At 39.8% G+C, this 23,728-nt stretch carries 30 protein-coding genes and 2 pseudogenes; 20 read left to right on the top strand and 12 right to left on the bottom strand.

Annotated elements, in window-relative coordinates; genetic code table 11:
* Positions 1-66: 66 nt before the first annotated feature.
* Together OCV96_RS10980 and OCV96_RS10975 are read right to left on the bottom strand one after the other, a co-directional pair.
* Complete coding sequence (locus OCV96_RS10980) at positions 67-1,362, bottom strand: tyrosine-type recombinase/integrase (RefSeq protein WP_003505396.1); 1,296 nt, start codon at positions 1,360-1,362, stop codon at positions 67-69.
* A gap of 86 nt (positions 1,363-1,448) precedes the next feature.
* Complete coding sequence (locus OCV96_RS10975) at positions 1,449-2,078, bottom strand: helix-turn-helix domain-containing protein (RefSeq protein WP_003505395.1); 630 nt, start codon at positions 2,076-2,078, stop codon at positions 1,449-1,451.
* A 174-nt stretch (positions 2,079-2,252) separates the two neighbouring features.
* Between OCV96_RS10975 and OCV96_RS10970 the strand changes: the two genes are divergently transcribed.
* The 8 genes and pseudogenes from OCV96_RS10970 to OCV96_RS10935 all read left to right on the top strand — a co-directional run.
* Positions 2,253-2,483, top strand: a complete 231-nt coding sequence (locus tag OCV96_RS10970; protein ID WP_003505382.1) for a helix-turn-helix domain-containing protein — start codon at positions 2,253-2,255, stop codon at positions 2,481-2,483.
* 144 nt (positions 2,484-2,627) lie between these two features.
* Positions 2,628-2,942, top strand: a complete 315-nt coding sequence (locus OCV96_RS10965) for a hypothetical protein (RefSeq protein WP_014080633.1) — start codon at positions 2,628-2,630, stop codon at positions 2,940-2,942.
* Positions 2,942-3,247, top strand: coding sequence for a hypothetical protein (locus tag OCV96_RS10960; protein WP_005345966.1), 306 nt, complete (start codon positions 2,942-2,944; stop codon positions 3,245-3,247). The genes OCV96_RS10965 and OCV96_RS10960 overlap by 1 nt, the downstream gene beginning before the upstream one ends.
* Entirely contained in the window at positions 3,223-4,944 is a 1,722-nt protein-coding gene (locus tag OCV96_RS10955) for a MobA/MobL family protein (protein ID WP_262594520.1), read from the top strand. Before OCV96_RS10960 ends, OCV96_RS10955 begins: the two co-directional genes overlap by 25 nt.
* Complete coding sequence (locus OCV96_RS10950) at positions 4,922-5,632, top strand: DUF6040 family protein (RefSeq protein ID WP_138344492.1); 711 nt, start codon at positions 4,922-4,924, stop codon at positions 5,630-5,632. Before OCV96_RS10955 ends, OCV96_RS10950 begins: the two co-directional genes overlap by 23 nt.
* 88 nt (positions 5,633-5,720) lie before the next feature.
* Entirely contained in the window at positions 5,721-6,314 is a 594-nt protein-coding gene (locus OCV96_RS10945) for a type IV toxin-antitoxin system AbiEi family antitoxin domain-containing protein (protein ID WP_262594519.1), read from the top strand.
* Complete coding sequence (locus tag OCV96_RS10940) at positions 6,315-7,178, top strand: nucleotidyl transferase AbiEii/AbiGii toxin family protein (RefSeq protein ID WP_003505363.1); 864 nt, start codon at positions 6,315-6,317, stop codon at positions 7,176-7,178.
* Between the two features lie 148 nt (positions 7,179-7,326).
* A pseudogene (locus OCV96_RS10935) lies at positions 7,327-7,605 on the top strand (response regulator); the annotation flags it as partial.
* Positions 7,606-7,615: 10 nt separating this feature from the next.
* Here OCV96_RS10935 and OCV96_RS10930 read toward each other — a convergent pair.
* The 6 genes from OCV96_RS10930 to OCV96_RS10905 all read right to left on the bottom strand — a co-directional run bounded on the left by OCV96_RS10930 (position 7,616) and on the right by OCV96_RS10905 (position 12,318).
* Positions 7,616-9,289 carry a recombinase family protein gene (locus OCV96_RS10930; protein ID WP_069989194.1) on the bottom strand — a complete coding sequence of 558 codons (1,674 nt, stop codon included), beginning with the start codon at positions 9,287-9,289 and terminating at the stop codon, positions 7,616-7,618.
* Positions 9,290-9,366: 77 nt separating this feature from the next.
* Entirely contained in the window at positions 9,367-9,540 is a 174-nt protein-coding gene (locus OCV96_RS10925) for a transposon-encoded TnpW family protein (protein WP_002604472.1), read from the bottom strand.
* Between the two features lie 455 nt (positions 9,541-9,995).
* Positions 9,996-10,238, bottom strand: coding sequence for a helix-turn-helix domain-containing protein (locus OCV96_RS10920; protein WP_002604473.1), 243 nt, complete (start codon positions 10,236-10,238; stop codon positions 9,996-9,998).
* Positions 10,222-10,659 carry a sigma-70 family RNA polymerase sigma factor gene (locus OCV96_RS10915; protein ID WP_003502131.1) on the bottom strand — a complete coding sequence of 146 codons (438 nt, stop codon included), beginning with the start codon at positions 10,657-10,659 and terminating at the stop codon, positions 10,222-10,224. Before OCV96_RS10915 ends, OCV96_RS10920 begins: the two co-directional genes overlap by 17 nt.
* Before the next feature lie 473 nt (positions 10,660-11,132).
* The gene (gene rlmN, locus OCV96_RS10910) at positions 11,133-12,116 is read right to left on the bottom strand and encodes a 23S rRNA (adenine(2503)-C(2))-methyltransferase RlmN (protein ID WP_002584956.1); all 984 of its coding nucleotides are present in this window, start codon (positions 12,114-12,116) and stop codon (positions 11,133-11,135) included.
* Between the two features lie 16 nt (positions 12,117-12,132).
* Positions 12,133-12,318 (bottom strand): cysteine-rich KTR domain-containing protein, encoded by a 186-nt coding sequence (locus tag OCV96_RS10905; RefSeq protein WP_003431289.1) that lies wholly within the window; start codon positions 12,316-12,318, stop codon positions 12,133-12,135.
* Between the two features lie 398 nt (positions 12,319-12,716).
* Between OCV96_RS10905 and OCV96_RS10900 the strand changes: the two genes are divergently transcribed.
* The 4 genes and pseudogenes from OCV96_RS10900 to OCV96_RS10885 all read left to right on the top strand — a co-directional run bounded on the left by OCV96_RS10900 (position 12,717) and on the right by OCV96_RS10885 (position 14,843).
* A complete protein-coding gene (locus OCV96_RS10900; RefSeq protein WP_002584957.1) occupies positions 12,717-13,073 on the top strand; it encodes a helix-turn-helix transcriptional regulator in 357 nt (118 codons plus the stop codon).
* Between the two features lie 201 nt (positions 13,074-13,274).
* Entirely contained in the window at positions 13,275-13,604 is a 330-nt protein-coding gene (locus OCV96_RS10895) for a plasmid mobilization protein (protein ID WP_002584958.1), read from the top strand.
* A pseudogene (locus tag OCV96_RS10890) lies at positions 13,565-13,768 on the top strand (relaxase/mobilization nuclease domain-containing protein); the annotation flags it as partial. The gene OCV96_RS10895 and the pseudogene OCV96_RS10890, both read left to right, overlap by 40 nt.
* Positions 13,767-14,843 carry an ABC transporter permease gene (locus tag OCV96_RS10885; protein WP_226820507.1) on the top strand — a complete coding sequence of 359 codons (1,077 nt, stop codon included), beginning with the start codon at positions 13,767-13,769 and terminating at the stop codon, positions 14,841-14,843. The pseudogene OCV96_RS10890 and the gene OCV96_RS10885, both read left to right, overlap by 2 nt.
* 209 nt (positions 14,844-15,052) lie before the next feature.
* Here OCV96_RS10885 and OCV96_RS10880 read toward each other — a convergent pair whose 3' ends face one another.
* Positions 15,053-15,292, bottom strand: coding sequence for a DUF6061 family protein (locus OCV96_RS10880; protein WP_003505342.1), 240 nt, complete (start codon positions 15,290-15,292; stop codon positions 15,053-15,055).
* Between the two features lie 402 nt (positions 15,293-15,694).
* On the opposite strand from OCV96_RS10880, the gene OCV96_RS10875 reads away from it, so the two are divergent.
* From OCV96_RS10875 to OCV96_RS10840, 8 genes are all read left to right on the top strand, one after another.
* Entirely contained in the window at positions 15,695-16,012 is a 318-nt protein-coding gene (locus tag OCV96_RS10875; RefSeq protein WP_117465995.1) for a hypothetical protein, read from the top strand.
* 28 nt (positions 16,013-16,040) lie between these two features.
* Entirely contained in the window at positions 16,041-17,066 is a 1,026-nt protein-coding gene (locus OCV96_RS10870; protein ID WP_117465996.1) for a CPBP family intramembrane glutamic endopeptidase, read from the top strand.
* 282 nt (positions 17,067-17,348) lie between these two features.
* Positions 17,349-17,495, top strand: coding sequence for a hypothetical protein (locus OCV96_RS10865; RefSeq protein WP_181968682.1), 147 nt, complete (start codon positions 17,349-17,351; stop codon positions 17,493-17,495).
* A gap of 118 nt (positions 17,496-17,613) precedes the next feature.
* A complete protein-coding gene (locus OCV96_RS10860; RefSeq protein WP_004853467.1) occupies positions 17,614-18,051 on the top strand; it encodes a radical SAM mobile pair system MarR family transcriptional regulator in 438 nt (145 codons plus the stop codon).
* Positions 18,048-18,737, top strand: coding sequence for a radical SAM mobile pair protein A (locus tag OCV96_RS10855; protein WP_117465997.1), 690 nt, complete (start codon positions 18,048-18,050; stop codon positions 18,735-18,737). The genes OCV96_RS10860 and OCV96_RS10855 overlap by 4 nt, the downstream gene beginning before the upstream one ends.
* Complete coding sequence (locus OCV96_RS10850) at positions 18,725-19,633, top strand: radical SAM mobile pair protein B (RefSeq protein WP_117465998.1); 909 nt, start codon at positions 18,725-18,727, stop codon at positions 19,631-19,633. The genes OCV96_RS10855 and OCV96_RS10850 overlap by 13 nt, the downstream gene beginning before the upstream one ends.
* Positions 19,634-19,683: 50 nt before the next feature.
* Positions 19,684-20,052: a nuclear transport factor 2 family protein gene (locus OCV96_RS10845; RefSeq protein ID WP_117465138.1), complete on the top strand. Its 369-nt coding sequence runs from the start codon at positions 19,684-19,686 to the stop codon at positions 20,050-20,052.
* 290 nt (positions 20,053-20,342) lie between these two features.
* Complete coding sequence (locus OCV96_RS10840; RefSeq protein ID WP_004843528.1) at positions 20,343-20,579, top strand: DUF6061 family protein; 237 nt, start codon at positions 20,343-20,345, stop codon at positions 20,577-20,579.
* A 151-nt stretch (positions 20,580-20,730) separates the two neighbouring features.
* Here OCV96_RS10840 and OCV96_RS10835 read toward each other — a convergent pair whose 3' ends face one another.
* From OCV96_RS10835 to OCV96_RS10825, 3 genes are read right to left on the bottom strand one after another with little or no spacing between them, the layout of a single operon-like run.
* Positions 20,731-21,339 (bottom strand): ATP-binding cassette domain-containing protein, encoded by a 609-nt coding sequence (locus OCV96_RS10835; RefSeq protein WP_005608342.1) that lies wholly within the window; start codon positions 21,337-21,339, stop codon positions 20,731-20,733.
* Positions 21,336-23,276: a DUF1430 domain-containing protein gene (locus OCV96_RS10830; protein ID WP_005608344.1), complete on the bottom strand. Its 1,941-nt coding sequence runs from the start codon at positions 23,274-23,276 to the stop codon at positions 21,336-21,338. The genes OCV96_RS10835 and OCV96_RS10830 overlap by 4 nt, the downstream gene beginning before the upstream one ends.
* The gene (locus tag OCV96_RS10825) at positions 23,277-23,726 is read right to left on the bottom strand and encodes a hypothetical protein (protein WP_004843525.1); all 450 of its coding nucleotides are present in this window, start codon (positions 23,724-23,726) and stop codon (positions 23,277-23,279) included.
* Between the last annotated feature and the right edge of the window lie 2 nt (positions 23,727-23,728).

Here is a 23,728-nt window from a genome sequence, read left to right as displayed (position 1 = left end):
GATATGTATTTTCCCTTATTTTTGCCCTTATGAGATAATCGTAAGGGAAATAAGGGAAAGTTTTATTTAGTCATTGCCTGCCACTTTATCAAGTAACCTTGCAGATTCCCGCTTGGCTTTTCTTGTAGAGTGTGCATAGACATTCATGGTGGTACTGACATCTGAGTGCCCTAACAGTTCCTGCACATCCTTTGGTGCTGCTCCATTTGCCAGAAGGTTGCTTGTGTAGGTGTGTCGCAACTGGTGAAAATGAAATCCTTCAAATCCATCCAGTTTCTGAGCAATCTTCCTGCAAACAATTCCTAACGTGCTTGGCAGTTCCAAACTTCCATCCGGTCTTAAGCAGACAAAGGATATTTCCTTATAATCTTCTGGAACATTCTCTGTTCCGTCCAGATGATAGAACTCATAGTAAACTCTGTTTTTGTCTTTTACTTCTCTGTAGTAGTTTTTATGGTAAAGTTCTCCGTACTGCATTCGGTTTTTAAGTTGTTCCTTTCGGGCATTGCGAAGAATCTCTGCCAGTGTATCTCCAAAATCAACAATCCTTACCTTTTTTCGTTTGGTTGGTCCGATGATATTCTTGTGCCTTGAACCATCATATCGGATACTGCGTCTGATTGTAAGGCACTGTTCTTCAAGATTCACATCCTGCCATGCCAGACCACAGGCTTCACCGATACGAAGTCCTGCATAATAAGCTATCTGGATTGGAAGTATTGCCGGTGGATTGTAATTCTGTAGAAATTCAATCAGTCTTTCATAATCCTCTCGTGGAATTGGCTGTATATCGCCATCCATGTCATCATCGGAAAACAGGTCAACCTCATCCGTCTGGTATTTCAGCTTAATATACTGCATCGGATTGAAAGTGATATATTGCTTTGGTGATACTGCAAATCGGAATGACTGCTGTAATACTGCCGAGAAAGAACGAATGTAATCTTTGCTATAACCTTTTCTTTCTGAACCATCTGGATAAGTGCCACCAAAGGAAAGCAGATCGAAGAAGGCTTGTAAATGCTCAGATGTTACATTTTTCAACTTTCTCTCTGAAATTGGATGCTTCTTGATGTTGGTAATGGCACCGAGGTAATTCTGGACTGTCCCATTACTGAGCGTACCGGTCTTTAATTCTTCCTCTGCCCATATATCAAGTAATTCTCCAATTGTAATATTTTCCGACTTTGCAATGAATTTCTTGCTTTCGTAATCGTCCATTGCCTGACGGAGCAGTTTTTCCGTTTCACTTTTACTTTCTGTTCCAGCGTATTCTTTCTGAACCAGATTGCCGCTTGCATCTTCTACATAGAAGCGGTAGTACCATTTCTTTCCTTTTTTTCTTACAGATCCTTTTGCCATAATCGTGTGTCTCCTTTCGATATCAGACAATCGGAACTGATGAAATGCTTCTTGCGTGTAAGTATATCATAACTCCGGTTGTCGTTCTATACCGAATCGGAATCCTCATACAAAACTTCTGATAAAAGATTTTCAAGCCTTTGTTCTGCCATTTCCGGTTTCTTGGAATAAAGCCTTACGATATCTGCCATGTCGTTAAAGGCATTAACAGTGTGGGTGATCTCCCGGAGAAACATAATCTCGTTATATTCATCATTCGATTCAAACCCCATTACTTTTGCAATATCAGCTTCATTCGTGTTGCCCTTGTAATTCTTGCAGGCAAACTGGAATGATTCCAGAAACAGGTTATATTGCTTTAACATCAACAGCAGTAAATCTTTGGAAAAAGCATCTTCCTTTTTACTAAGGTCGAGAGGTAACTGTTTGAGAATATCGCCCATTGCATCACGAATCTGTAATTCTTTCTTATCCGTAATATCGGTTTCGTATTCATCGGTTTCCCCTCTGAGCCATTCAATAGATACATGAAGTGCTTCCGAAAGACCTTCCAGCACCATCTTTTTGGTATTGTCAATCGAACCATTCTCATAACGCAGGATTGTGGAAGCTGTAACTCCCATCTTCTCTGCAACATAAGGCTGTGTCAGATTTAATTCCAGACGACGCTGTTTTGCCCTGCTGCCTATCAGCTTGCGTAGTTCTTTATCTTTCATGCTGATTGCCTCCTTTTTCGGTATGTATGAATTATAGCATGTACCTCACATAATTGCAATATGCAATATAATAATTATTTTTAAAATTTCATAACGCTTGACAACACAATATAAAACCGCTATACTAACAGCACAACAAAAATTGCATAATGCAATTCGTAAGGAGGTGACAAGATGACGGAAAGAAAGATTGCATTATCCATCGAGGAAGCAGCCGACTATACAGGAATTGGCAGAAACACTTTGAGAAAGCTGGTTGAATGGAAGAAGCTTCCGGTATTAAAGGTCGGAAGAAAAGTCCTTATTAAAACTGACATTCTGGAAAAGTTCATGGAAGCCAACGAGGGGCGTGATCTGAGGGATAAAGGAAATGTAAAAGCTGTCACAAGAAATGTGGCAACTTAAAAAGGCGGCTTCCTAAGAAACCGCCAAAGGTTCTATCAGACCGAAGCCATGATATACCTACACGCAAGAGGATTATACCATGTGCTTCTCCTGATATGCAACCGGAAACTGTTGTTTATCGGAAAAAGAAAGGATGAAGACGATATGGCGAAATCAACAAAGACTTATGAAGAAAGAATACGTGCATTAGAGAAAAAGGAACAGGAAAGCATTGAAGCTACAAAAAAGCTCATTGCACAGCGGAAGGAACTGGAAAAGCGAAAGAAAGCAGAGGAAAGTAAAAAACGAACCCACAGGCTCTGTCAGATTGGTGGCGCAGTGGAATCGGTTCTTGGCTGTCCGATTGAGGAGGAAGATTTACCAAAGTTGATAGGCTTCTTAAAAAGGCAGGAAACAAACGGAAAGTTTTTCTCAAAGGCGATGCAGAAAGAGCCACTTACAGATATGGAGGAAGTGTAATGGCGGAGGGAGTGGTTTTTCCATTCCCTTCATTGCCTTTGAATGAAGGGCGCACTTATGGACAACCAGAGGTCGTCCTTATAAGTTTGCCACAAGTGGCAACCGGTCTGCGCTTACGCTTGCCGGGCTCGTTCCGTCGGCGGGGCTTTCAGCCAGACCTGCTCATGCCGCAGGGGGCACTCTTGCGCAGAGGGCGTTCCGACAGCTTCACTTCTGCCAAACCAGAAGAAGATGCTGTCGGAAATCAATGCCGGATACGGCAGAAAGGGGGAATCGTATCATGGCGATATTTCACTTTACAGTAAAGATTGTCGGGCGCAGTAAAGAAAAATCTGTCATATCCGCATCGGCATATCTTAATGGAGATGTGATGAAGAATGAGGAAACAGGCAGAATCAGTTACTATACTTCCAAAAAGGAAGTCGTCTACACCAGTCTGATGATGTGCGAAAATGCACCTCCTGAATGGCTGCATGTACCGGAAGAAAATATAAAAAGGTTTCAACAGTCTATCCGTTATAAAAGAGCGGATGATAAAGATGCCGCACTGGAAAAGTTTAAAATCACATTTCAGAAACAGCGTCTATGGAATGAGGTATTGAAGATAGAAAAAAATGCAGATGCACAGCTTGGACGCTCATTTGAATTTTCCCTGCCGAAAGAATGGAGCAGACAGGAACAGATTGATTATACAACCGAATATATTCAAAAGACTTTCGTGGATAAGGGAATGTGTGTCGACTGGAGCATACACGATAAGGGCGATGGAAACCCACATGTGCATTTACTTGTAACCATGCGACCATTCAATCTGGATCATTCATGGGGCAGCAAAGAAGTCAAGGACTGGGATTTTGTCAGAGATACTGACGGAAATATCGTGGTTGATGAATCCCACCCGGACTGGTGGCAGGATAAGAAAAATCCTGACCGGCATGGAATCCGCATTCCGGTACTTGATGAAAACGGAGTACAGAAAGTCGGGGCAAGAAACCGAAAACAATGGAAACGGGTTCTGACCGATGCTACCGGCTGGAATAATCCAAAGAATTGTGAGTTATGGCGAAGCGAATGGGCTGGGATGTGTAACCGGCATTTATCCATAGACAATCAGATTGACCACCGCTCTTATGAAAGACAGGGCAAATTAAAAATCCCTACGATTCATGAGGGTGCGGATGCAAGAAAGATTGAGGAAAAATATCTCACCGGACAGATATGGAATGGTTCATGGAAGGTAGAGGAAAACCAGATGATTAAAAAACAAAATGCACTACTGCAAAAGGTAATCACAACCTTTGGTAAGGTATCCGGTGCATTGTCAATATGGAAGGAGTGGTTGAATGACATTAGAAGAAAGCAAAGAAGTAATTCCCATGATGGAAGCAATGATTACACAGATAGAGGAACAGCAGAATATCATGGCAGAGATGCTTCAGGAAATACAGGAAAAGGACGAGAAGCTGATGTGCTTTCAGGAGAAGGAAGAACGATTGCAGCAATTAGAGAGCGAATTATCAGAACTGCTTCAAATCTTGCCGGATACAGAAGAACTGTTGATACTTCTGGAAGAAAAGACAGACCAGATACAGAAGCTTACAGACGAAAATCAGCAATGGCAGGAATTGGCACAGAAATTAAACAGCGAGAACCGGCTATTGCAGAAACAGAACAGCGAATTACTGAACTTGAACAGCAATTAGAGAAAGGAAGGTTGATTGATGAACGAATTAAGAAACTCAAAGAGCGACGATCAACTGGAAGAGTTGCTTCTGCTGACAGAGCAGATGCAGGAAGAACTCGACCAGAAAGACAGGACTATCCGGGAACTGAAAATGCAGCTCGACGAATCGCTGACCTTGAACGAGAGGTTAAACAGCGAGAACAGAGCAGGGAACATTCAAGCCTTAAAGAACGACTTGAGGAAAACAAAAGAATTGTTGCAGAGAGAGAAAGAGAAAACGCACGCTGCCGAAATCATGACAGAGGAATGTCAAGATAAGCTAAGGCAGGCAGAACAGGAACGGGACTATGCACTCTCTCATCAGAAAAAAGTAGAGATACCGGTTGAAAAGCCAGTACTCTATCAAAAGTGTGGGAACTGTAACCTGACAGCTTATCTGAAAGCCAAGGAAAAGTATGATACGCAGAGAGAAAAACTGGCAGGCAGATATAAAACAAAAACAGCCATGTATGAAGCATTGATGTTTCTGCTGATATGGTATTCCGTATCAACTACTCTTTTTCAGATGATACGGTCAAAAATATTTATTTCTGATTGCGTGGTATTCTTTGATACAATCGCCACTTTTATACAGACCATTGCAGGGTGGATTATACTGACAGGAAAGAACATGGCACAGATTAGTAATGGAATATCCAATCCTGTCGTTGCCGGAATTGTATATTGGCTGATAAGAATACTGATCTGCGGTGGATGTTTGGTGGGTGCTGGAATACTTGTAGCATTTATAGAGATAAAGATTGCAGAGTTATATAAGAAGTGCTGTTGGGATATGATTACCATAATGGTAATACTTATAAGCATGGCAACAGCTATCTACTTTGGGAAGTGGATAAAGATAACATTGCCAATCAATCTGCTATTTCTCTTATTATTCGTGCAACTGGTATATGTTGGAATCAGGTGGTATGTAAAGGGATGGCGAGAAACAAGGGGATATCATTAAAACAAAAATACCGATATTTTATTGGTACTATATGTCTTTACTTTCGTGCTAATATATATTATCATATTAGCACGAAAGGAGAAAGTATATGACTCAGTTTGAAAAATTAGATTTGTTGTTGCGTGAATGTGGAGGGACAATTCAGACATTTCAAGTTCTAAATAATGGAATTAGTAAGTCTGTGTTTTATGCATATGTGAAGGAACGAGGATTAGAACAAGCTGCTCATGGTGTGTATGTATCGCCGGATACGTGGACAGATGCAATGTACCTTTTGCATTTACGTTGTGGTCAAGCTGTATTTTCTCATGAAACTGCATTGTTTTTTCATGATTTAACGGACAGAGATCCTTTGAAATACACCATAACAGTAAGAACTGGATATAATCCAAGTCGTTTGCAGGAAGACGGTTTTCAAGTGTACACAGTAAAAAAGGATTTACATGAAATAGGAATCATAGCTATGCAGACATCATTCGGACATTCCGTTCCCGTTTATGACATGGAGAGAACAATTTGTGATCTGCTTCGTAGCAGAAAAAATGTTGAAATGCAGGTCTTTCAAGACGCATTGAAACAATATGCAAAACGTAAGGATAAAAACTTACGGATGCTTATGAAATACGCAGCTATGTTTCATGTTGAAAACATACTTAGACCATATTTGGAGGTGTTACTTTAGATGATAACAACGGCAAGACAATTAAAGGATTTAATTCGTAATATGTCAAAGAAAAAATCCGCAGATGCACAGATTTTGATGCGGAATTATATGATGGAACGTTTTTTAGAACGAATTTCTTTATCAGAGTATAAAAACCAGTTTATATTAAAAGGTGGAATGCTTGTGGCGGCAATGGTTGGTCTGGATGCCAGAGCTACTATGGATCTGGATGCTACCATAAAAGGCACTAATGTTAGTGTGGAGGATGTAGAAATGATTATATCCCAAATTATATCAATTCCACTGGACGATGGTGTTTCATTTCGGGTCAAACGGATATCGGAAATCATGGAAGAAGCAGATTATCCTGGTGTTCGTGTAAGCATGGAAACGAAATTTGATGGTGTAATCACACCATTAAAGATTGATATTTCTACAGGGGATGTAATTACACCAAGAGAAATCAAGTACAAATTTAATCTTATGCTTGAAGACCGCACTATTGAGGTATGGGCATATAATCTGGAAACGGTATTGGCTGAAAAATTGGAAACTGTTGTTAGTCGAAACGTTACAAATACACGAATGAGAGATTTTTATGATATTTATATTTTACAAAAGTTGTATGGAGAACAACTCCAAAAACAAGTTTTATGGACTGCACTTGTGGCTACAGCCAAAAAAAGGGGAACATTAGACCTGATAGAAGCTGAGGATATAAGAGAAATATTTGATGAAATTGAATCAAGTCCGGTTATGGAGACCTTATGGAAAACATATCAAAAAAATTATTCTTATGCTGCTGATATTTCATGGCATGCAATTGTGAAGTCAATCTGTGCATTATATGGAAGTATATTGGAGAATATGTATGACACATAAAAAACTGATATGTAAATTACGTTAGCATTTTGAGTTGCCTAAATTCGAAAGTTAGGAAAATCTTAATAATTTCTCAGGCAATCCATTGTGAATTTAGATGTTGTATTTGCTATACTTAATTGGAAATATGAGCAAAGGAGTTGAAAATATGTCTGAAAAGATATTGATTATAGATGACGAGCAAGATATAGCGGATCTGTTGGAGGTCTACTTGAAAAACGAAAATTACGTCGTTTATAAATTTTACTGCGCAACGGATGCCATGTCGTGTATTGAAAGCGGCGACATTGATCTTGCCATTCTGGATATTATGCTCCCGGATATGAACGGCTTTTCACTTTGCCAGCTTATCCGAAAGAAATACACTTATCCAATCATAATGCTAACGGCTAAAATTGAGGAAACGGATAAAATAACGGGGCTGACATTTGCTGGGGTTAGATAGCGATACTTTTTACATCTACCATGTTACGGCGGTCATGGTTGACAACTTGCGTCGGCTCCTGCTCGGTATCAACCTGTCCGACAAAGCTGTAATGGATTTCGATTTTCCGGGTGTTGGTTTCCCGGTCTAATTCATGTATCAAAATACGGTCGATAAACTCATGGACGTTTTCATAGGTCAATTCCTGTATGTCGCTGTATTTCCCGACAATCTGAATAAACCTTGATATATCCCTTTTTCGCTCGGTAACGGTTGCGATCTGCTGTTGTAACTCGTCTATCCTTGCGGCAAGGGATTTCTTTTCGTCCTCGTAGCCGGAAGTTAGAAACACAAACCGTTCATCTGTCAGTCTGCCTAATGCGTTGTCCTCGTACAGCTTGCGGAAAAGCGTGTCAAGTTCGGTCATACGCGCCTGTGCTTTGGAAAGTTCCTTTTGCTGCTGCGCTAATGCCTTTCTCGCTTCCATGTCGCCGTACTCGGTAGCTTTACAGATAAAGTCCTGTTCGTGTTCCTTAACATACTGCAAAACCCGCCGCATATCTTCCAGCACTAAATCAAGAAGTACGTTTTTGCGGATATAATGAGAGGTACACTCGCTGCCTGTCCTTGCCCTGTTGCGCCATGCGCCGCAAGAATAGGAAAACCTGCGCGGCTCGATATTTACGCCCTGTTGGTAATACATCTTATGTCCGCAACCAGCGCAAAACAGCAAGCCGGAAAAAATATCAATCTCCGCTGCTTTTGTCGGGCGGTGGCGGGTAGCAATCCGCTTTTGCGCAAGTTCAAAGGTTTCCTCGTCAACAAGCGGCTCATGGGTGTTTGGGAAGAAATAGCGTTGTTCTTCTTCGTTCTTCCGGGTCTTTTTCGACTTGTAGGATACCTTGTGAGTTTTCGCGGTTATGGTATGCCCTAAATATTCCTGCCTTGCTAATATGTCATAGAGCGTTTTGTCCGGCCAAGTATAGGGGGCGATCATTGCCCGCTGATACCGCGCCTGTCCTGTGCGCTGATAGCGCAACGCTCCAATCGTCAAGACTTTGTTTTCCGCAAGCCATTTTTGGATTTCGCACATACGCACGCCGCTAACAAACATAGCGAAAACCTGTTTGACAATCGGCGCGGTTTCCGGGTCGGGTATAAGGTGGTGGCGGTTGTTCGGGTCTGGGATATAGCCGTATGGATATTCCCCGTTGACACGCTCGCCTTTTTGCGCCTGTGCCTGTTTAACTGCACGGATTTTCTTGCTTGTATCGCGGGCGTAAAACTCGTTAAACCAGTTCCGCAAGGGGGTAAACTCGTTATCCTCCCGCGCTGTGTCAACTCCGTCGTTAATCGCGATATAGCGCACTCCGTTTTCGGGAAATACAATCTCTATGAGTTCGCCCGTTTTCAGATAGTTTCTGCCAAGACGGGAGAGGTCTTTGGTAATAACCGTCGCCACTCGTCCGGCTTCCACTTCCTGCAACATCGCTTGCAGCCCCTCGCGCTCAAAACTCACGCCGGAAAATCCGTCGTCCACAAAAAACTTTGTGTTCAAAAAATGGTGTTCGTCCGCATAGCGTTGAAGTATCATTTTTTGGTGCTGTATGCTTCCGCTTTCTCCGGCCTGCATATCCTCTTGACTTAAACGGCAGTAAAGGGCGGTGATTTTATTCGACTGTAACATTAGTCCTCCTTTCCGACAGCCGAATAAACAGGTATAATGTGTTGCTATCATTATACCATATCCCGCCGCCTAATGCACTACTCGGACGCTAAAAAGCCCGGATTTCCGGGCTTTTTCTGCAAATCCTTTACAATGAGTTTTTCAATCTTTTTATGGATTGTATCGGTTGCCTTTTCACTCGGCAACGCTTGAACAAGATAGGTGATTTTCCCTATTTTGCGTTCGGTTGTAATTGTCTGTTTTTTATCCATTAGAAAAACCTCCTTTTCCTGTATGGATAAACTATATTCGTCAAAAGGCAAAACGGGCGGTTGTTAGCTGCAACCTCACGGGAGTTTCACCCCGGCCCATGCTTATGGGTGCGCCGCGCAATACTTTGAGGGTGTTCAACGCGGGAGTATCATTGTGCCGCCTTGTATGTCGTCGCCCACAAGCTGCTAAACTTGTTTTACGGCGCGGTAGTTCTCGCTCGACTTTTCCCCAACGGGGAAAAGCGGTCATGGCGTACCCGCCGCCCGGCTCGGTACAGACGGAATGTACCCGTTGCCTGTTATGCTGCGCACCAAAGGCCGCTTTCTTTGTCAAGGAACAATAGGCTTTGTCGGCCTGTAACAGTACACCGTTTCCGATGTGCTGTTACGGAACGACAAATAGCCCATAACGGGAAGCGTGGAAAGGGGACACGCTCCCCGCATGGGCTAAAAGATTATCCTACATGAAAAGCAAGGGTGCGGGTAATAAGGCGCACTTGCAGCCTGTTACGCATTTCCTCGTCCACATAGGAATAGGTATTGCCCGCGTCGTCTTTCAGCGTGCGGGTACAAAGTTTCGCTATGTAACCCTCGTAATGCTTCAAGATCGCGCACATGGCGGTTGTGTCGCCGTTTGCCGCTGCGGAAATGACAGGGAACGGCAACAGATTTTCAGATTTCCTAACGGTATTCATCATCTGCTTTTCCCTCCAAATACTGTTTGATTTTCGCAAGCGCGGATTTCCTGTGCCGGAAAACCGTCGTGCGTACAACATTCAGCAGTTCAGCAATTTCCGCGTCGCTCATGTCCAAGAAGTAGGACAAAAGGATAATGTCGCGTTTCCTTTCGGGCAAAGCGTTAAGGGCTTCGGCAAGCAGTTCATTTTTGACGAGTACATCAAAGCCGGACACTTGAAAACGGAAATAATCGCTTTTGTATTCGTCCGTTGTGAAAAGCTGCGCGAGTTCGCTTTCGCTCAAATCCGAAAAAGGTACTTCGCGTGCTGCGCGTTTCGCAAGAGTGCGGCGGTGGCTTTTCGCTTCGCCAACCAAAGTTTTCTTTGCTAATGCGTCGTACTGATGTTGTATTCTTTCCTTGTCGGAAGAAGATAGCTCCATAGAGTTCACCTCCTTCCCGCGTGGAGTAGAGGACGGGAGTTAAGGGCTTGTCCTCTCTGCCCCTTTCGCTCCGTACCCGTTCGGGAGATGGCTCTTGAGTGCGTTTTTCAGAAAAAAGTTGAAAAAAGCAAAATGCGCCCGTCCGCAAGACGCGGACGAGCGCAAAGGAAATGTAAGAAGTATTTAGATGTATTGACAGTTCATACTCATAGCCGGAATATCCCGCTTGCGGAGCATAGCTTTTTTTGACCGCAAAGCATTAGGCGGGTTACAGTAAATAAAAATGGACACGGCGATACCTCCCCGATACCGCCGTATCCTTAAAAAAGGGCGACTTTAATACACTACCCGCAATCCATTCTATAATAGGGAACAGCGGCTTTTGCGCAATATTAAATAAAAAAGCCGATAACACATAGGTTTTTTGACCTAATGCGTTATCGGCTCTGCGTCTATGCGTCTGGCACTTTTAATCATTTTTTTTTGAATTTATTATATGTGTTAGCTAACTGTCCACAAGCCGCGTTAATCTCTCTGCCATGAGAAACTCTCATAGTAACTTCAAGTCCTGCTTGCTCTAATTGATGTTTGAATGCAACTATTTCCCGTTTCTGTGGTGCTTTAATTCTTGAATTGCTTGTTGGGTTGTATTGTAACACGTTAATCATAACTTTTTTGCCCCGAAACCATTTTGCAAGTTGTCTTACATCTGAGGGCCGGTCATTTATACCCGGTAAAAGCAAATACGCAAAGACAATTTTGCGATTATGCCTTTCAGAATAGGATAAGGCTTGCTTAACAACATCTTCAATAGCATATATGCGCATGTGAGGAATAATACGATTTCTTGCAGATTGTGTTGCTGCGTGTAAAGATATTGTCAACTGAATTTTAAGATGTTCCTCGCGCAATTTTTTTAATTGATCGACCGGACCAACTGTTGATATGGTAATGCCGTCGGTTGGAAAGTTGAGCCCATATCTATCTCGGAGAATATGGATTGCTTTTATCAAGTTGTCATAATTGAATAAAGGCTCTCCCATACCCATAAAAACGATACGGTTTACTTTTCGACGCAACAATATAATCTGTTGTACGATTTCTGACGATGTTAGATTACGAACAAAGCCATTTCGCCCGGACTCACAAAAAATACAACCAACAGGACAACCGACTTGTGTGCTCACGCAAACAGTTCCACCATCTCGCCGCTTGATAAAAACCGTTTCAATGTATTTGTTGTCTTTCAGTTCGTAAACATACTTTTCAGTATCACTGCTTTTGCAAATATTTTTTACCAACATTGATAGATTTTTTTTGCGTGGTAATTGCTTATATAATTCTTCATATAAGGCTTTTGCTTCATTCTCGCCAATAACTTCCGACATTTCTTTGTAAGTAAATCCGTATGGATCATTCCGTACTTCCGCAGGCGTATATTTAGGTAAACGTTTCATTTTTATATCCTTTCTTCTAAATAATAAAAGTTTGTTTTTCTGTATTTTTGATTACAATCTCTAATTTTTCTACATCAATGATATGCGTCAATTTGCATTTAGGGCAGAAAAGAGGAAAATCTTTTAATACAGTATTATGAAATACTTGAACTCTCGTCTTTCCGTTACAAATCGGACATTTTATCCAATATTTTTTAAGCATTATATTTCACTCGTCCTTTTTACACAAAAAAATGCAGGTCAATCCTCAACATGAGCATTGACCTGCATTTATAATGCACAGAGCAGTACAACAAAACTAAGGCATAGCTTGCACTATGTCTATACTATATCTATACGTCGTTAGTTTTTTGTATAGCATCCGCAAAATAAGCATGACAAAAAAGCCCATGTTGAAAATGGGAAAATCCTTTTTTTCAATGCTTATCTAATACGCATGCTATGCAACATAAACGCCACCTCCTTTTACATAAATTTTATTTTATCAGAAAATCAGTCTACTGTCAATACACAACAGGAAGTATTTAACCTAATGATATGAATTGTGTGGACATATCCAAAAAGAAAGGTGAACTGTAAAATGTAACAGGGTGAATGAAAATGGCAAAAAGACCCGTACCATTGTACGACTTTAAGGCTTTCGGGGCAGCTATAAAAGCCGCGAGAAATGAATACGGCGAGAGCCGCAAAAAGGTAAGCGACGAGTTATATATTTCCCCGCGCTACCTTGCGAATATCGAGAACAAGGGACAACAGCCGAGTTTACAGGTATTCTATGACCTTGTAACCCGGTATCATATTTCGGTAGATCAATTTTTCTTCCCGAACAGCAATGCGGAGAAATCCACCGGGCGGCGGCAGCTTGACGCGCTGCTGGACGGTATGAGCGATAAAGGCATACGGATTGTAACCGCAACAGCAAGGGAGATAACGGAAGTCGAAAAAGCAGAGGATTAACCTCACAATATGAGAAATCGGGAGATTGCAGCGCATGGCGGCTGCAATCTTTTTTTGCGTCCAAAATCAAAGGAACGCGCAACAAATACCGCCTTTCGGTGGGGGTATGGAGTAGATAGCAAGCACAGCAAACGAGTACCCGTTTGCGGAAAATGCTTGTTGGGATAATCCCAAACCCTTATACCGAAAGGCGGTGCGGAAATGGAAAACCGAAAGAGAAATATACAGATGAAGTTTTACGTTACGGAAGAAGAAAAGCGGCTGATCGACGAGAAGATGAAGCAGCTTCCCATAAAGCAGTATGGGGCATACTTCCGTAAAATGGCGATAGACGGGTATATTCTTGTCGTTGACCGAAGCGACACAAAAGCATATATCCGGGAACTGCAAGCGGTGAGCCGGAACATCAACCAAATTGCAAAACGCGCCAATGCGACGGGGACGGTTTACAGGCAGGATATAGAGGACATTAAAAAGGCGGTGGACGAGATATGGCGGTTACAAAGACGCACCCTATTAAATCAACCTTAAAGGCTGCGATAGACTATATCTTAAATCCCGAAAAGACAGACGGGAAGCTGCTTGCGTCCTCTTTCGGCTGCGGGCTGGAAACCGCCGATATTGAGTTTGCATGGACGCGGGAAGCTGCCGGAGATCGCGGCACACATTTAGGGCGGCACTTGATACAATCCTTTGGCAGCTATCAAGTACAAACAAGATTTATATAAAACATCCGCTGGTGAAGTGACCCCGGATAGGATCAAATCGGCTTTGGAAACTTATCAAAGCTGCGTTCGAGAATATGGGCCAGTCGAGGAAGAGGGCTTTCCTCTGGCTGTATTTATTGAAAAAATCGTCCCGTTCCGTCACTTGCTGATGGGTCTGTCCGAAGCGTTTGCTGATCCAGTAACAGGCATTGGTGCTGATTTAATGGATATTGACCCGAATGACATTGACGGAGCCTATTATGAAAAGTGCGCAGAACATTTACAGGATGTCATGCGGAATGAGCAAAGAGAAAACGAAACCGCACAGCAGAAAGCTCTTGAAAAATATTCAGAACTTGATACGCCATTTTATCTTCATTCTGGAATTTCAAAAGATGCATTTGATTATATTGAGTTTTATATTTTGTTCCTTGCTATTTTGTGTGTGGCAATCGCAGCATCTACTTTCGCCGGAGAATATCAAACGGGCGGTGACAGCATCCTGCGAACCACCAAATACGGGCATAAACAATTAGCAATTACCAAAATTCTGGCGGCATTTACACTTTTCGTTGTTACTTTCCTTGTCGGGATCACGATACACATTCTGATTTTAGATGCAGCGTTCGGGACGGATTGCTTAAAAACATCGTTTCAGATGCGATACTCTATCATTAATCTGCCAAACATCAATCTGGGGCAGTTGCAGATAATTCTCGCAGCAGCGGGCTTACTTTCTGTATTAGCAACGGTTAGCTGTACGTTGTTCCTGTCTGCAAAATGTAAAGACACATTGACAGTTTTGCTGATCTCTATTGTAGTTCTTCTCATGCCGCTTTTTGCTTATGTAGCGATGGGAGCAACATGGCTCTCTACCATACTTCCATCTGCCGGAATTGGTATGCAGAACAATTTCCTTTCTCAGCTTGCAGATTTCAATTATCTGAATATCGGTGGAATGAGTTTCTGGACACCGCATGTTATTTTGATTTCGGCAGGAATTGAATTATTTGTGTTTACATTCTTGGCGATTCATTCCTATTGCAGACATCAGGTAGCATAAAAGAAGTTCAAAATAGAACGAATAGGTTATCTGCAGCGCGACGGCAAAAGAAAAAAAGCCGTCGCAGAGCAGACACATTTTCACGCGCCTATGAAACGGCGGCTTTGATTTTCAGAGCCGCCGTTTCTTTGCATTTGCACAAACCTATGATGAATTTTCCGGAAATATTGTGGTTAATAGCGATTTAAACTGTTGTATTTGTTTAAAAATTAAAAAATATCTAATGAGTCTTCCGCATCTACCCACATCTGCAAATTTCCATCAAGATATAATTTGGCATATTCAAGAGGTTCATCAATGGCGAGTGCGTTTAATGCACAGTCTGATCCTGGTGTGGTTTTTAAGTTCTTTTCAGCTTCCCAACAGTCAATGCGGAGCATATAGCCAACAGAGGTGTAAACATCAATACTGTTGCGCTTGGGATTGTATTCTGCAAATATTGTTCTCATCGTATCAAATCTCCTTATCGTTAAATCAATCATTTGTTGCAAAAATCAGAAGCATTTCAATCAGTTCACAATGTCACTTTTATTTTGTGTTATACTGTTTTATATAATTTTCTTGCCCTTGTTTTTGCCCTTATCAGAGTTCGTAAACACTGGTGGGACGATATAACGCAAGGGAAACAATAAGGGAAAGCTCACCTGCGATAAACTTTGTGTTTTCAAGGGATTGAGAGATATTTGATAATAAAATATAACAGTTATTAAATCCCTTGGAATATATGAAATCTCAATTCAAGTTTGGAGAATTGAGAAAATCGGGATTTGTAGAATTAGTAAATCTCGATTTTGGGAAATACAAGAATGTGTCTCATTATGGTTTTAATGCGGTTTGTAAGGAGAAACAATATGATTGGGTTTGTTATATGGTCACTTTTGGGAGTGTTTATAATTGGATTAGGAATAAAAGATATGTTTTCTAAGAATCCCGTTGGATTCTGGGCTAATACCGAAACAATAAAAGTAAAAGATGTTAAAGGTTACAATCGTGCGAGCGGACTATTGTTTATAATCTATGGAATCATTTTTGTTATATTAGGAATTCCGCTGTTAGATGGTCAAAATACACCATACGTTCTGTTGTCGGTTATTGGTGTGATGGTGGAAACAATTGTAATTATGGCTGTTTATAGTTTAGTTATCGTTAAAAAGTATGAAGAGAAGTAAATAACTTTGAAGTTGCAAGGAGGAAATTATGAAATTTATGCAAACAGAGAAAAAACAGCTATTGATTTATGTGATTATAGCATACGGAATCACATATGTAATGGGACTTCTGATGTGGTATGGCTATGGAAAAGGTCTTGATCTCAGCGCTTTTCCAAATGCGCAGATGCTGTATCCAGCAGCAGGTGTGATGATGGCTTATTTAATTACCAAAAAAGGAGATAAAAATCTTCCAACGGCTTTTTTCATATTCTTTGTAGCTCTCACGGCGGTGCTGGTTGTCTGCACGGCGGCTTCTGTTCTGGCTCCCCAAAATAGAGATCTGATGAGCATGCCATATTCTCAGTGGGCAACGATCATGGAGTACGTTATAATAGGTGGCAGCGTTATTTTCTGGATTCTTCTTCTGCAATCCGGTAAAGAAAAGCGCAGATCCTATGGACTGAACAGCGAACATTGGAATATATCTATTCGTATGATCCTGTTGTTTATTGGATTATATCTTCTCAGATTTGTGATTGCCTGTGCTCTGAGCGGCCAGCTTTCTGAATTTGGCAAAATAATGGCAAATCCTACTACCTGGATCATTTTTTTTACTGTTTTGGTAAACTTTTTCCTGTCAGTAGTGGCATTCTTTGGAGAAGAATACGGATGGAGATATTATCTTCAGCCTCTTCTTCAGAAAAAATTTGGACTAAAAGGCGGCGTAATCCTTTTGGGCTGTGTGTGGGCTGTATGGCATCTGCCAATAGACTTCTTCTATTACACTACGCCGGATATGGGGCTGACGGCTCTGGCAAGCCAGTTTGTTACCTGTATTTCACTGGGGATTTTTATGGCATATACTTATATGAAAACCCAGAATATCTGGGTTCCGATAATTATTCATTTTCTGAATAATAATATGGTGGTAGTTTTTTCAGGAACGTACTCTGCGGATGTACTTCAGAATCAGCAAATCCACTGGGGAGCTATTCCTGTGGCACTGGTAATGAATCTGCTGATCTATGGATGGGTGATCTTTCTGAAGCCATTTAAGGAGAAAAAAGCATAATATTGAATTCATTCAAATTATTTAGAACAATTTGCAGGAGTACCTGCATTTTTAGGAATAGTTATTTTAATTTCATGTATTGCAGATTGGATGATATTTGCAAAAATTGAAGTGGAATAACTTATAATAGGTTAATCATAATTGTAATCAAAAATCAATGTCCATTCTGTGGCAAATCATTAAGGGTTGTACCTATAAATAGTGAAGAATATTGTCCACACTGTGGTTGTAAAATAGAACAGGAGCATAAGAAAATTCAAGTTTGTAACGGAGGTATTTGCTATGAAAGGAATTAAGGTTGAGTTATTGGGGATTGCAACAATACTTTTAGGAATTGCTGTGACAACAAATAATTTCTTTGGATATGTCCTAGGTTTTCTTGGATTTGGCGTCGCTGTAGCTGGCTGTTTTCTAAAAGATAAGCACTAATAACTTCCAGTTTGGAGAATCGAAAAAAACGGAATTTACCTATTAGGACATATAAACTGTTGACAATAAAGCTCCTATATAGTATGTTTTTGATAAACTACTATATAGGAGATTTTGTATGGAAATGAATGGAGGATTTCTTGTCACCAAAATAAAACAGCTTGGAGACCGGATTTTCGAGAAGATTCTCAGTGAAAAGAATATTGATGCGTTTAATGGAGCCCAGGGACGTATTCTTTATGTGCTGTGGCAGGAGGATGGTATCTCAATCAGGTCACTCTCGACTAAATGCGGATTAGCGATAACATCTCTTACTACAATGCTGGAAAGAATGGAAAATCAAGGGCTGATAAGCCGTGTTCAGTCTGAAACGGACAAAAGGAAAACACTCCTGTTTCTGACTGAGAAAGCACATGCCTTAAAGGGCGAGTACGATTCTGTATCTGATGAGATGGGCAGTATTTACTACAAAGGTTTTTCAGAGGAAGAAATTACCCGGTTTGAGGAATGTCTCGACCGCATCAGAAAGAATCTTGAGGAGTGGCAGAAGTCATGAGTATTTGTATCAAAGATCAGATTCAGAACATGAATATTGTCATTGGCTGCACAGTGGGGTGTACATATTGCTATGCCCGCAACAACGTGAAACGCTGGCATATGATTGATGACTTCGCTAACCCTGAATTCTTTCCGGGTAAGCTCAAGATGATGGAAAAGAAACGTCCGCAGAACTTTCTTCTTACCGGGATGAGCGATCTCTCCGGATGGAAGCCGGAATGGAGAGACGAGGTACTTGCAAAGATCCGTGAAAATCCGCAGCATCAGTTCCTGTTCCTTACCAAGCGACCTGATTTGCTGGATTTTGATACCGATCTGGAAAACGCATGGTTTGGCGTTACGGTGACGAGGAAAGCAGAACTGTGGCGTATCGATGCCCTTCGGAAAAACGTCAGAGCAAAACATTACCATGTTACCTTTGAGCCGTTATTCGACGATCCCGGCACAGTTGACCTTTCCGGAATCAATTGGATCGTTGTCGGCACCATGACCGGAGTTCAGAACAGGAAGATTCATACGGAGCCGGAATGGGCATGGTCTCTGGCGGACCAGGCACATAAGCTCGGCATTCCGGTGTTTATGAAGGAAGACCTTGTCCCTATCATAGGGGATGAAAATATGATTCAGGAAATGCCGGAAGAATTTAATAAAGTGTTAGAGGTACAGAAATCATGGAAGAAGTAATAAATGGAATCCTCATTCGTGAGGTGGAAACAAAGAACATCATGACTAAGTCTAGTCTGCCGGTAGGCGGTTACTCGGTCAATCCCTATGTGGGCTGTACACATGCCTGCAAGTATTGCTATGCTTCTTTTATGAAGCGCTTTACCGGGCACAAGGAGGAATGGGGCACTTTCCTTGATGTGAAGCATTGGCCGGAAATTAAAAATCCGAAGAAATATGCCGGACAGCGGGTGGTCATCGGTTCTGTGACAGATGGCTACAATCCACAGGAGGAGCAATTCGGGAATACCAGAAAACTTCTGGAGCAGCTGATCGGCAGTGACGCAGATATTCTGATCTGCACAAAGTCTGATCTTGTGGTACGGGATATTGATCTGCTGAAAAAGCATGGACGAGTGACCGTTTCATGGTCGATCAACACACTGGATGAAAATTTCAAGAACGATATGGACTCTGCTTCAAGCATTGAGCGTCGTATCGCTGCTATGAAGCAGGTATATGAAGCAGGGATCCGTACAGTCTGTTTCGTATCCCCGGTATTTCCCGGTATCACGGACTTTGAAGCGATCTTTGAGCGGGTAAAGGATCAGTGCGATCTGTTCTGGCTCGAAAATCTCAATCTTCGAGGCGGTTTCAAAAAGACAATTATGGATTATATCGCCGGACAATATCCTGATCTTGTACCACTTTACGACGAGATCTATAACAAGCATAACCGCAGCTACTTTGAAGCACTTGAAGTAAAAGCTGAGAAAATGGCTAAGAAGTATGATTGTGCCTTTGTGGATAATGAAATGCCTTATGGCAGAGTCCCGCAGGGGCATCCGGTGATTGTAGATTATTTCTATCATGAGGAAATCCGTGGGACAGAGAATACCGGAAAAAGAAATCGCTAATTTCCAGTTTGGAGAATTGAGAAAATCGGAATTTGACGAGGTAAGTAATTATGGATGTATGCAGTTTTATTAAGGCTGTGTTGGCTCAAGATGAGAACACAATCAGAAGTTTTTTTCACAAAGATGCGTATGTGAATTGGCATTGTTCCAACGAACACTTTACGGTCGATGAGTTCATTATTGCAAACTGTGAATATCCAGGTGATTGGGATGGAACAGTTGAACGAGTTGAAGTGATAGGCGATTTATTCATCACGGTAACAAAAGTTTATCCCCAAGATAGAAGTGTATATTTCCATGTGGTGTCATTCATAAGAACAGCAAATGATAAAATTACGTCAATGGATGAATACTGGGCTGATGATGGAAATCCTCCACAATGGAGAATAGATAAGCACATAGGCACACCAATTATATAAATTTCAGTTGATATTTCACATATTTTAGGAAATTTAATAACTGTTATATTTAATTATCAAATTCTTCGCAAACCCTTGAAAATACTAAGTTTGTAGCAAGTGAGCTTTCCCTTACTCTTTCCCTTGTGTTATATTCTCACATTGGTTTTCATGAACCTTAATATGGGAAAAAATAAGGGAAAGAAAATTTCATAACACAGTATAACAATAACGACATGGTGAACTGATTGAAATGTTTTCGATATTTAACTCTATAACTGATTATTAAAAGAAAATGGAGATAAGATACGATGAGAACAATTTATGCAGAATACAACATAAATCACGATAGTATTGATGTTTACACAAGTGCCGGATATATGCTTCGCATTGATTGCTGGAAAGCTGAAAAAAATCTAAAAACCACATACGGATCAGAATGTGCGCTTACTTCATTGGCTGTGGATGAGCCTTTGGAATATGCAAGATTATATCTTGAGGGTAATTTACAGATGTGGGTAGATGCAGAAGACTCACTAGAGTTATAATCCTTATCCATATAAATAATATGCAAATATATATCCCATCAATATAGCGAATATACTGAAATAAAAGTATCTTTATAATCAATTTTAACCAAAAGAATATGTTCTTAGAGGAGGTGTCTCCCGAAAGAACATATTCTTCTATTATGGGTAATTATAAATATAGAACATGCTTTTCTTGTGCTACAATTTCTTCACTATGAGTTACAACAATAACTGTTTTTCCCTGTTCACTTAACTCATGCAATATATTCATAACAATCTCACTATTTTTTTTGTCTAAGGAACCAGTTGGTTCGTCTGCTAATACAATCGAACATTTCTTTAGCATTAAACGAGCTAACGCAACTCTCTGCTGTTCGCCACCAGATAATTGATAGACTTTTTTGTTAATTACTTTCTGTAAACCAACTTTTTCAAGAGCTTCATTTATTGAAATATCCGTTCTACCTGATTTTTTTATTATTTCTAGATTTTCTTTTACTGTTTTGTTTTCCAAAAGGGCAAAATTTTGAAATAAAAATCCAACAACTTCTTTGAAATATTTCTGCTTTTTTCCTTTTTTTGCCACATCAAAACCATTCACAATAATAGAACCTTTGTCAGGAGTTTCAATACCTCCAATCATATTAAGTAAAGTACTTTTTCCGCATCCACTTTCGCCACTAATTACCAAAAAACGGCTATCTGGAATTTCCAAATGAAAATTTTTGAACAAAATTTTATCATTATATGCTTTGCATAGATTTTCAATTGTTATCATAAGCAACCTCCTTTTAATGATTTCGGTATGTTTGTTTTTTCAACAATTGTGATATTAAAGAAAATAATTGTAAATTCTATTAGTGCCATAAATGAACTAACAAGAATGCTAATTCCTACTTCAGTCTGTACCGATAATAAAGAATAGATAAGCATACCTACTAATATCACAAAATTTTCCACTACAATCATTTTAAGAAGTGTTTTGTGCCGTTCAAATAAACTATATCCAAAGATTTTCATCAAGGAAATTTTCATTGCATTTTCTCGGAACTCTAGTCTACTTACTGTAACAATAATCATAATATTTAAAAGCAATACAATCGTACAAAGAGAACTTAAAAATCCCACGAGTTTTATTAAAAATGTGTGATTATATAAATACTGTTCATGTACGTTTGTAATTACTAGCTGATAATTTCCAAGCATATCTTCATACTTTTTGCTGATATTTCTTAGCTGTTTTTCATCACATTGAAATAAAACTGCTCCTGCTTTATAGCTTTCAAGATACCCACCATTGACTGCTAAATCTTTGTTTGCCTGATAAATAATTATCGGATTTTTGCTTTTTTCGATACCATTTATTCTACTTGTATCTAAATAGGAAAAGTATTCTGTTTCGCTATACTCTATGTACTGAATATTTAATTGTTGTAAATTATCATGATTTAAAACATGGCTCAAGGAGTCATAGGCTAATTGCTTGTTTTTAGCAAAATATCTATTCTTTGGAATGAAAATAATCAAATCAGAAGATTCATTCTCTACTGCATTTATCTGCTTCGTAAAACCTTGTAACATATCTTTTGCATGATTATTTACATATATCACATCATTTTTATCATTTAAAATATTCAAGCATATTACAGGCTTTAATGTGTTATATTCATTCTTGTATAGTTTATTCCAAAAAGCTTCTTCTTTTTCAGCATTAAAATCAGTAGTCTTTACGGTAAAATAATTTGCATCATAATATTCTTCTAACAAATGTTCATTTGTAAATAGGTTATTATGAATACTACTAATATTAGTGGTAATTGTAAAAACAGCGGCTACCCCTGCTATAAATTTTAACGAATAAATTAAAAAATCCACTCCTCTTTTGTGTGTTGCATTTGCGAATGCCTTTCTAATATCAAAAAAGCAAAAAGAACAATATGGAATAGTGGAAAGAATAATTCCAATGGAATATAAAATTGTGACGAGTCTATTCTCATATGCTCCCGATATATAATTTGACAGCAATATTTTTGCAACAATAAATAATGCAATGTCAAAAGTTACATCGAATAAAGCAGCCTTAAATGCTATGAAACCAGCACTTTCTCCTAAGGAAACTCGTACAACAACCTCTTTTTTTCGCCTAACCACTTCAATTACATTTAGAACAATCATCAATGCAATAATCATACCCCATATAATAAAAATCATGTCCTTTTCCGTAGAATTCCAATATTCTGGATAAGTTAAGCTATATTTTTCTGATAATTTCTGATATGCAGAGATAATATTGTCCTCATTTCCTATGTATGAGATAAAGTTTTCATAACCCACAGAGGTACTTTGCAATTCTGAGAGATTATGAAATTTTACTTTCGTAATTCCGGAAACTAAAGCGGTATATTCTGATTCTTCTATGTTTGCAGTATTTTTTAATGTTTGTCTGATTACTTTATCATCGCCATAAATATGAAGTGTTGAAAGGTATTTATTATTGATTTCATTGTACTGAGAAAAAATATGTACATCATTCTCCGTTGCAGTTTCTGATACATCTTTCAGAAACTGCGACATATCTTCACTAGCAACTTCATAGCGTGATGACGTAAAATATGCTGTAGAAAAGTTCCAAAGCTGATCTTGAAATATTTCAGATTGCATAAGTATTCCAAAAATCAGGAAACAAAACAAACATAAGTTTTTAATTGCTTTCATTTATTTCAACCCCAGATTCCATACTTTATTTGCTTTTTCAAATATCGTAGTCAATATTGTGCTATTTTCATCAACAATCCATTGATCTTCTTGATCTTCAGCTTTTTTGCTACTTGACAACATAATTTGAGTATTCAAATCCTTATAGTCATTAAATAGCACGCCTTGACTTATTCCTTGGTGAAATGGTTTTATCCAAATAATTAGTGCATATCGAACATCTGACTCAGCTATCGCAAGATTTCCATTCCAAAGCAAATAATCAGGGACAGACACACTATACTGGAATCCATCTTTATCTGTGTAAATTTTTACTCCAGATTCTTCTATTTCAGGGAAGTCTTTCTGAAATTCGTTATATGGTTTATAACTCCCGAAGTACCAAAATAAATTATAGCAACAGAACAAAATAACCAAAACAATTCCTATATATTTTATTTTTTTCTTCATTT

The sequence above is a fragment of the Waltera acetigignens genome, from assembly GCF_025567015.1.
Lineage (GTDB): Bacteria > Bacillota > Clostridia > Lachnospirales > Lachnospiraceae > Acetatifactor > Acetatifactor acetigignens.
The sequence above is the reverse complement of the archived record's forward strand: the minus strand, read 5'-3'. Positions and strand labels throughout refer to the sequence as shown.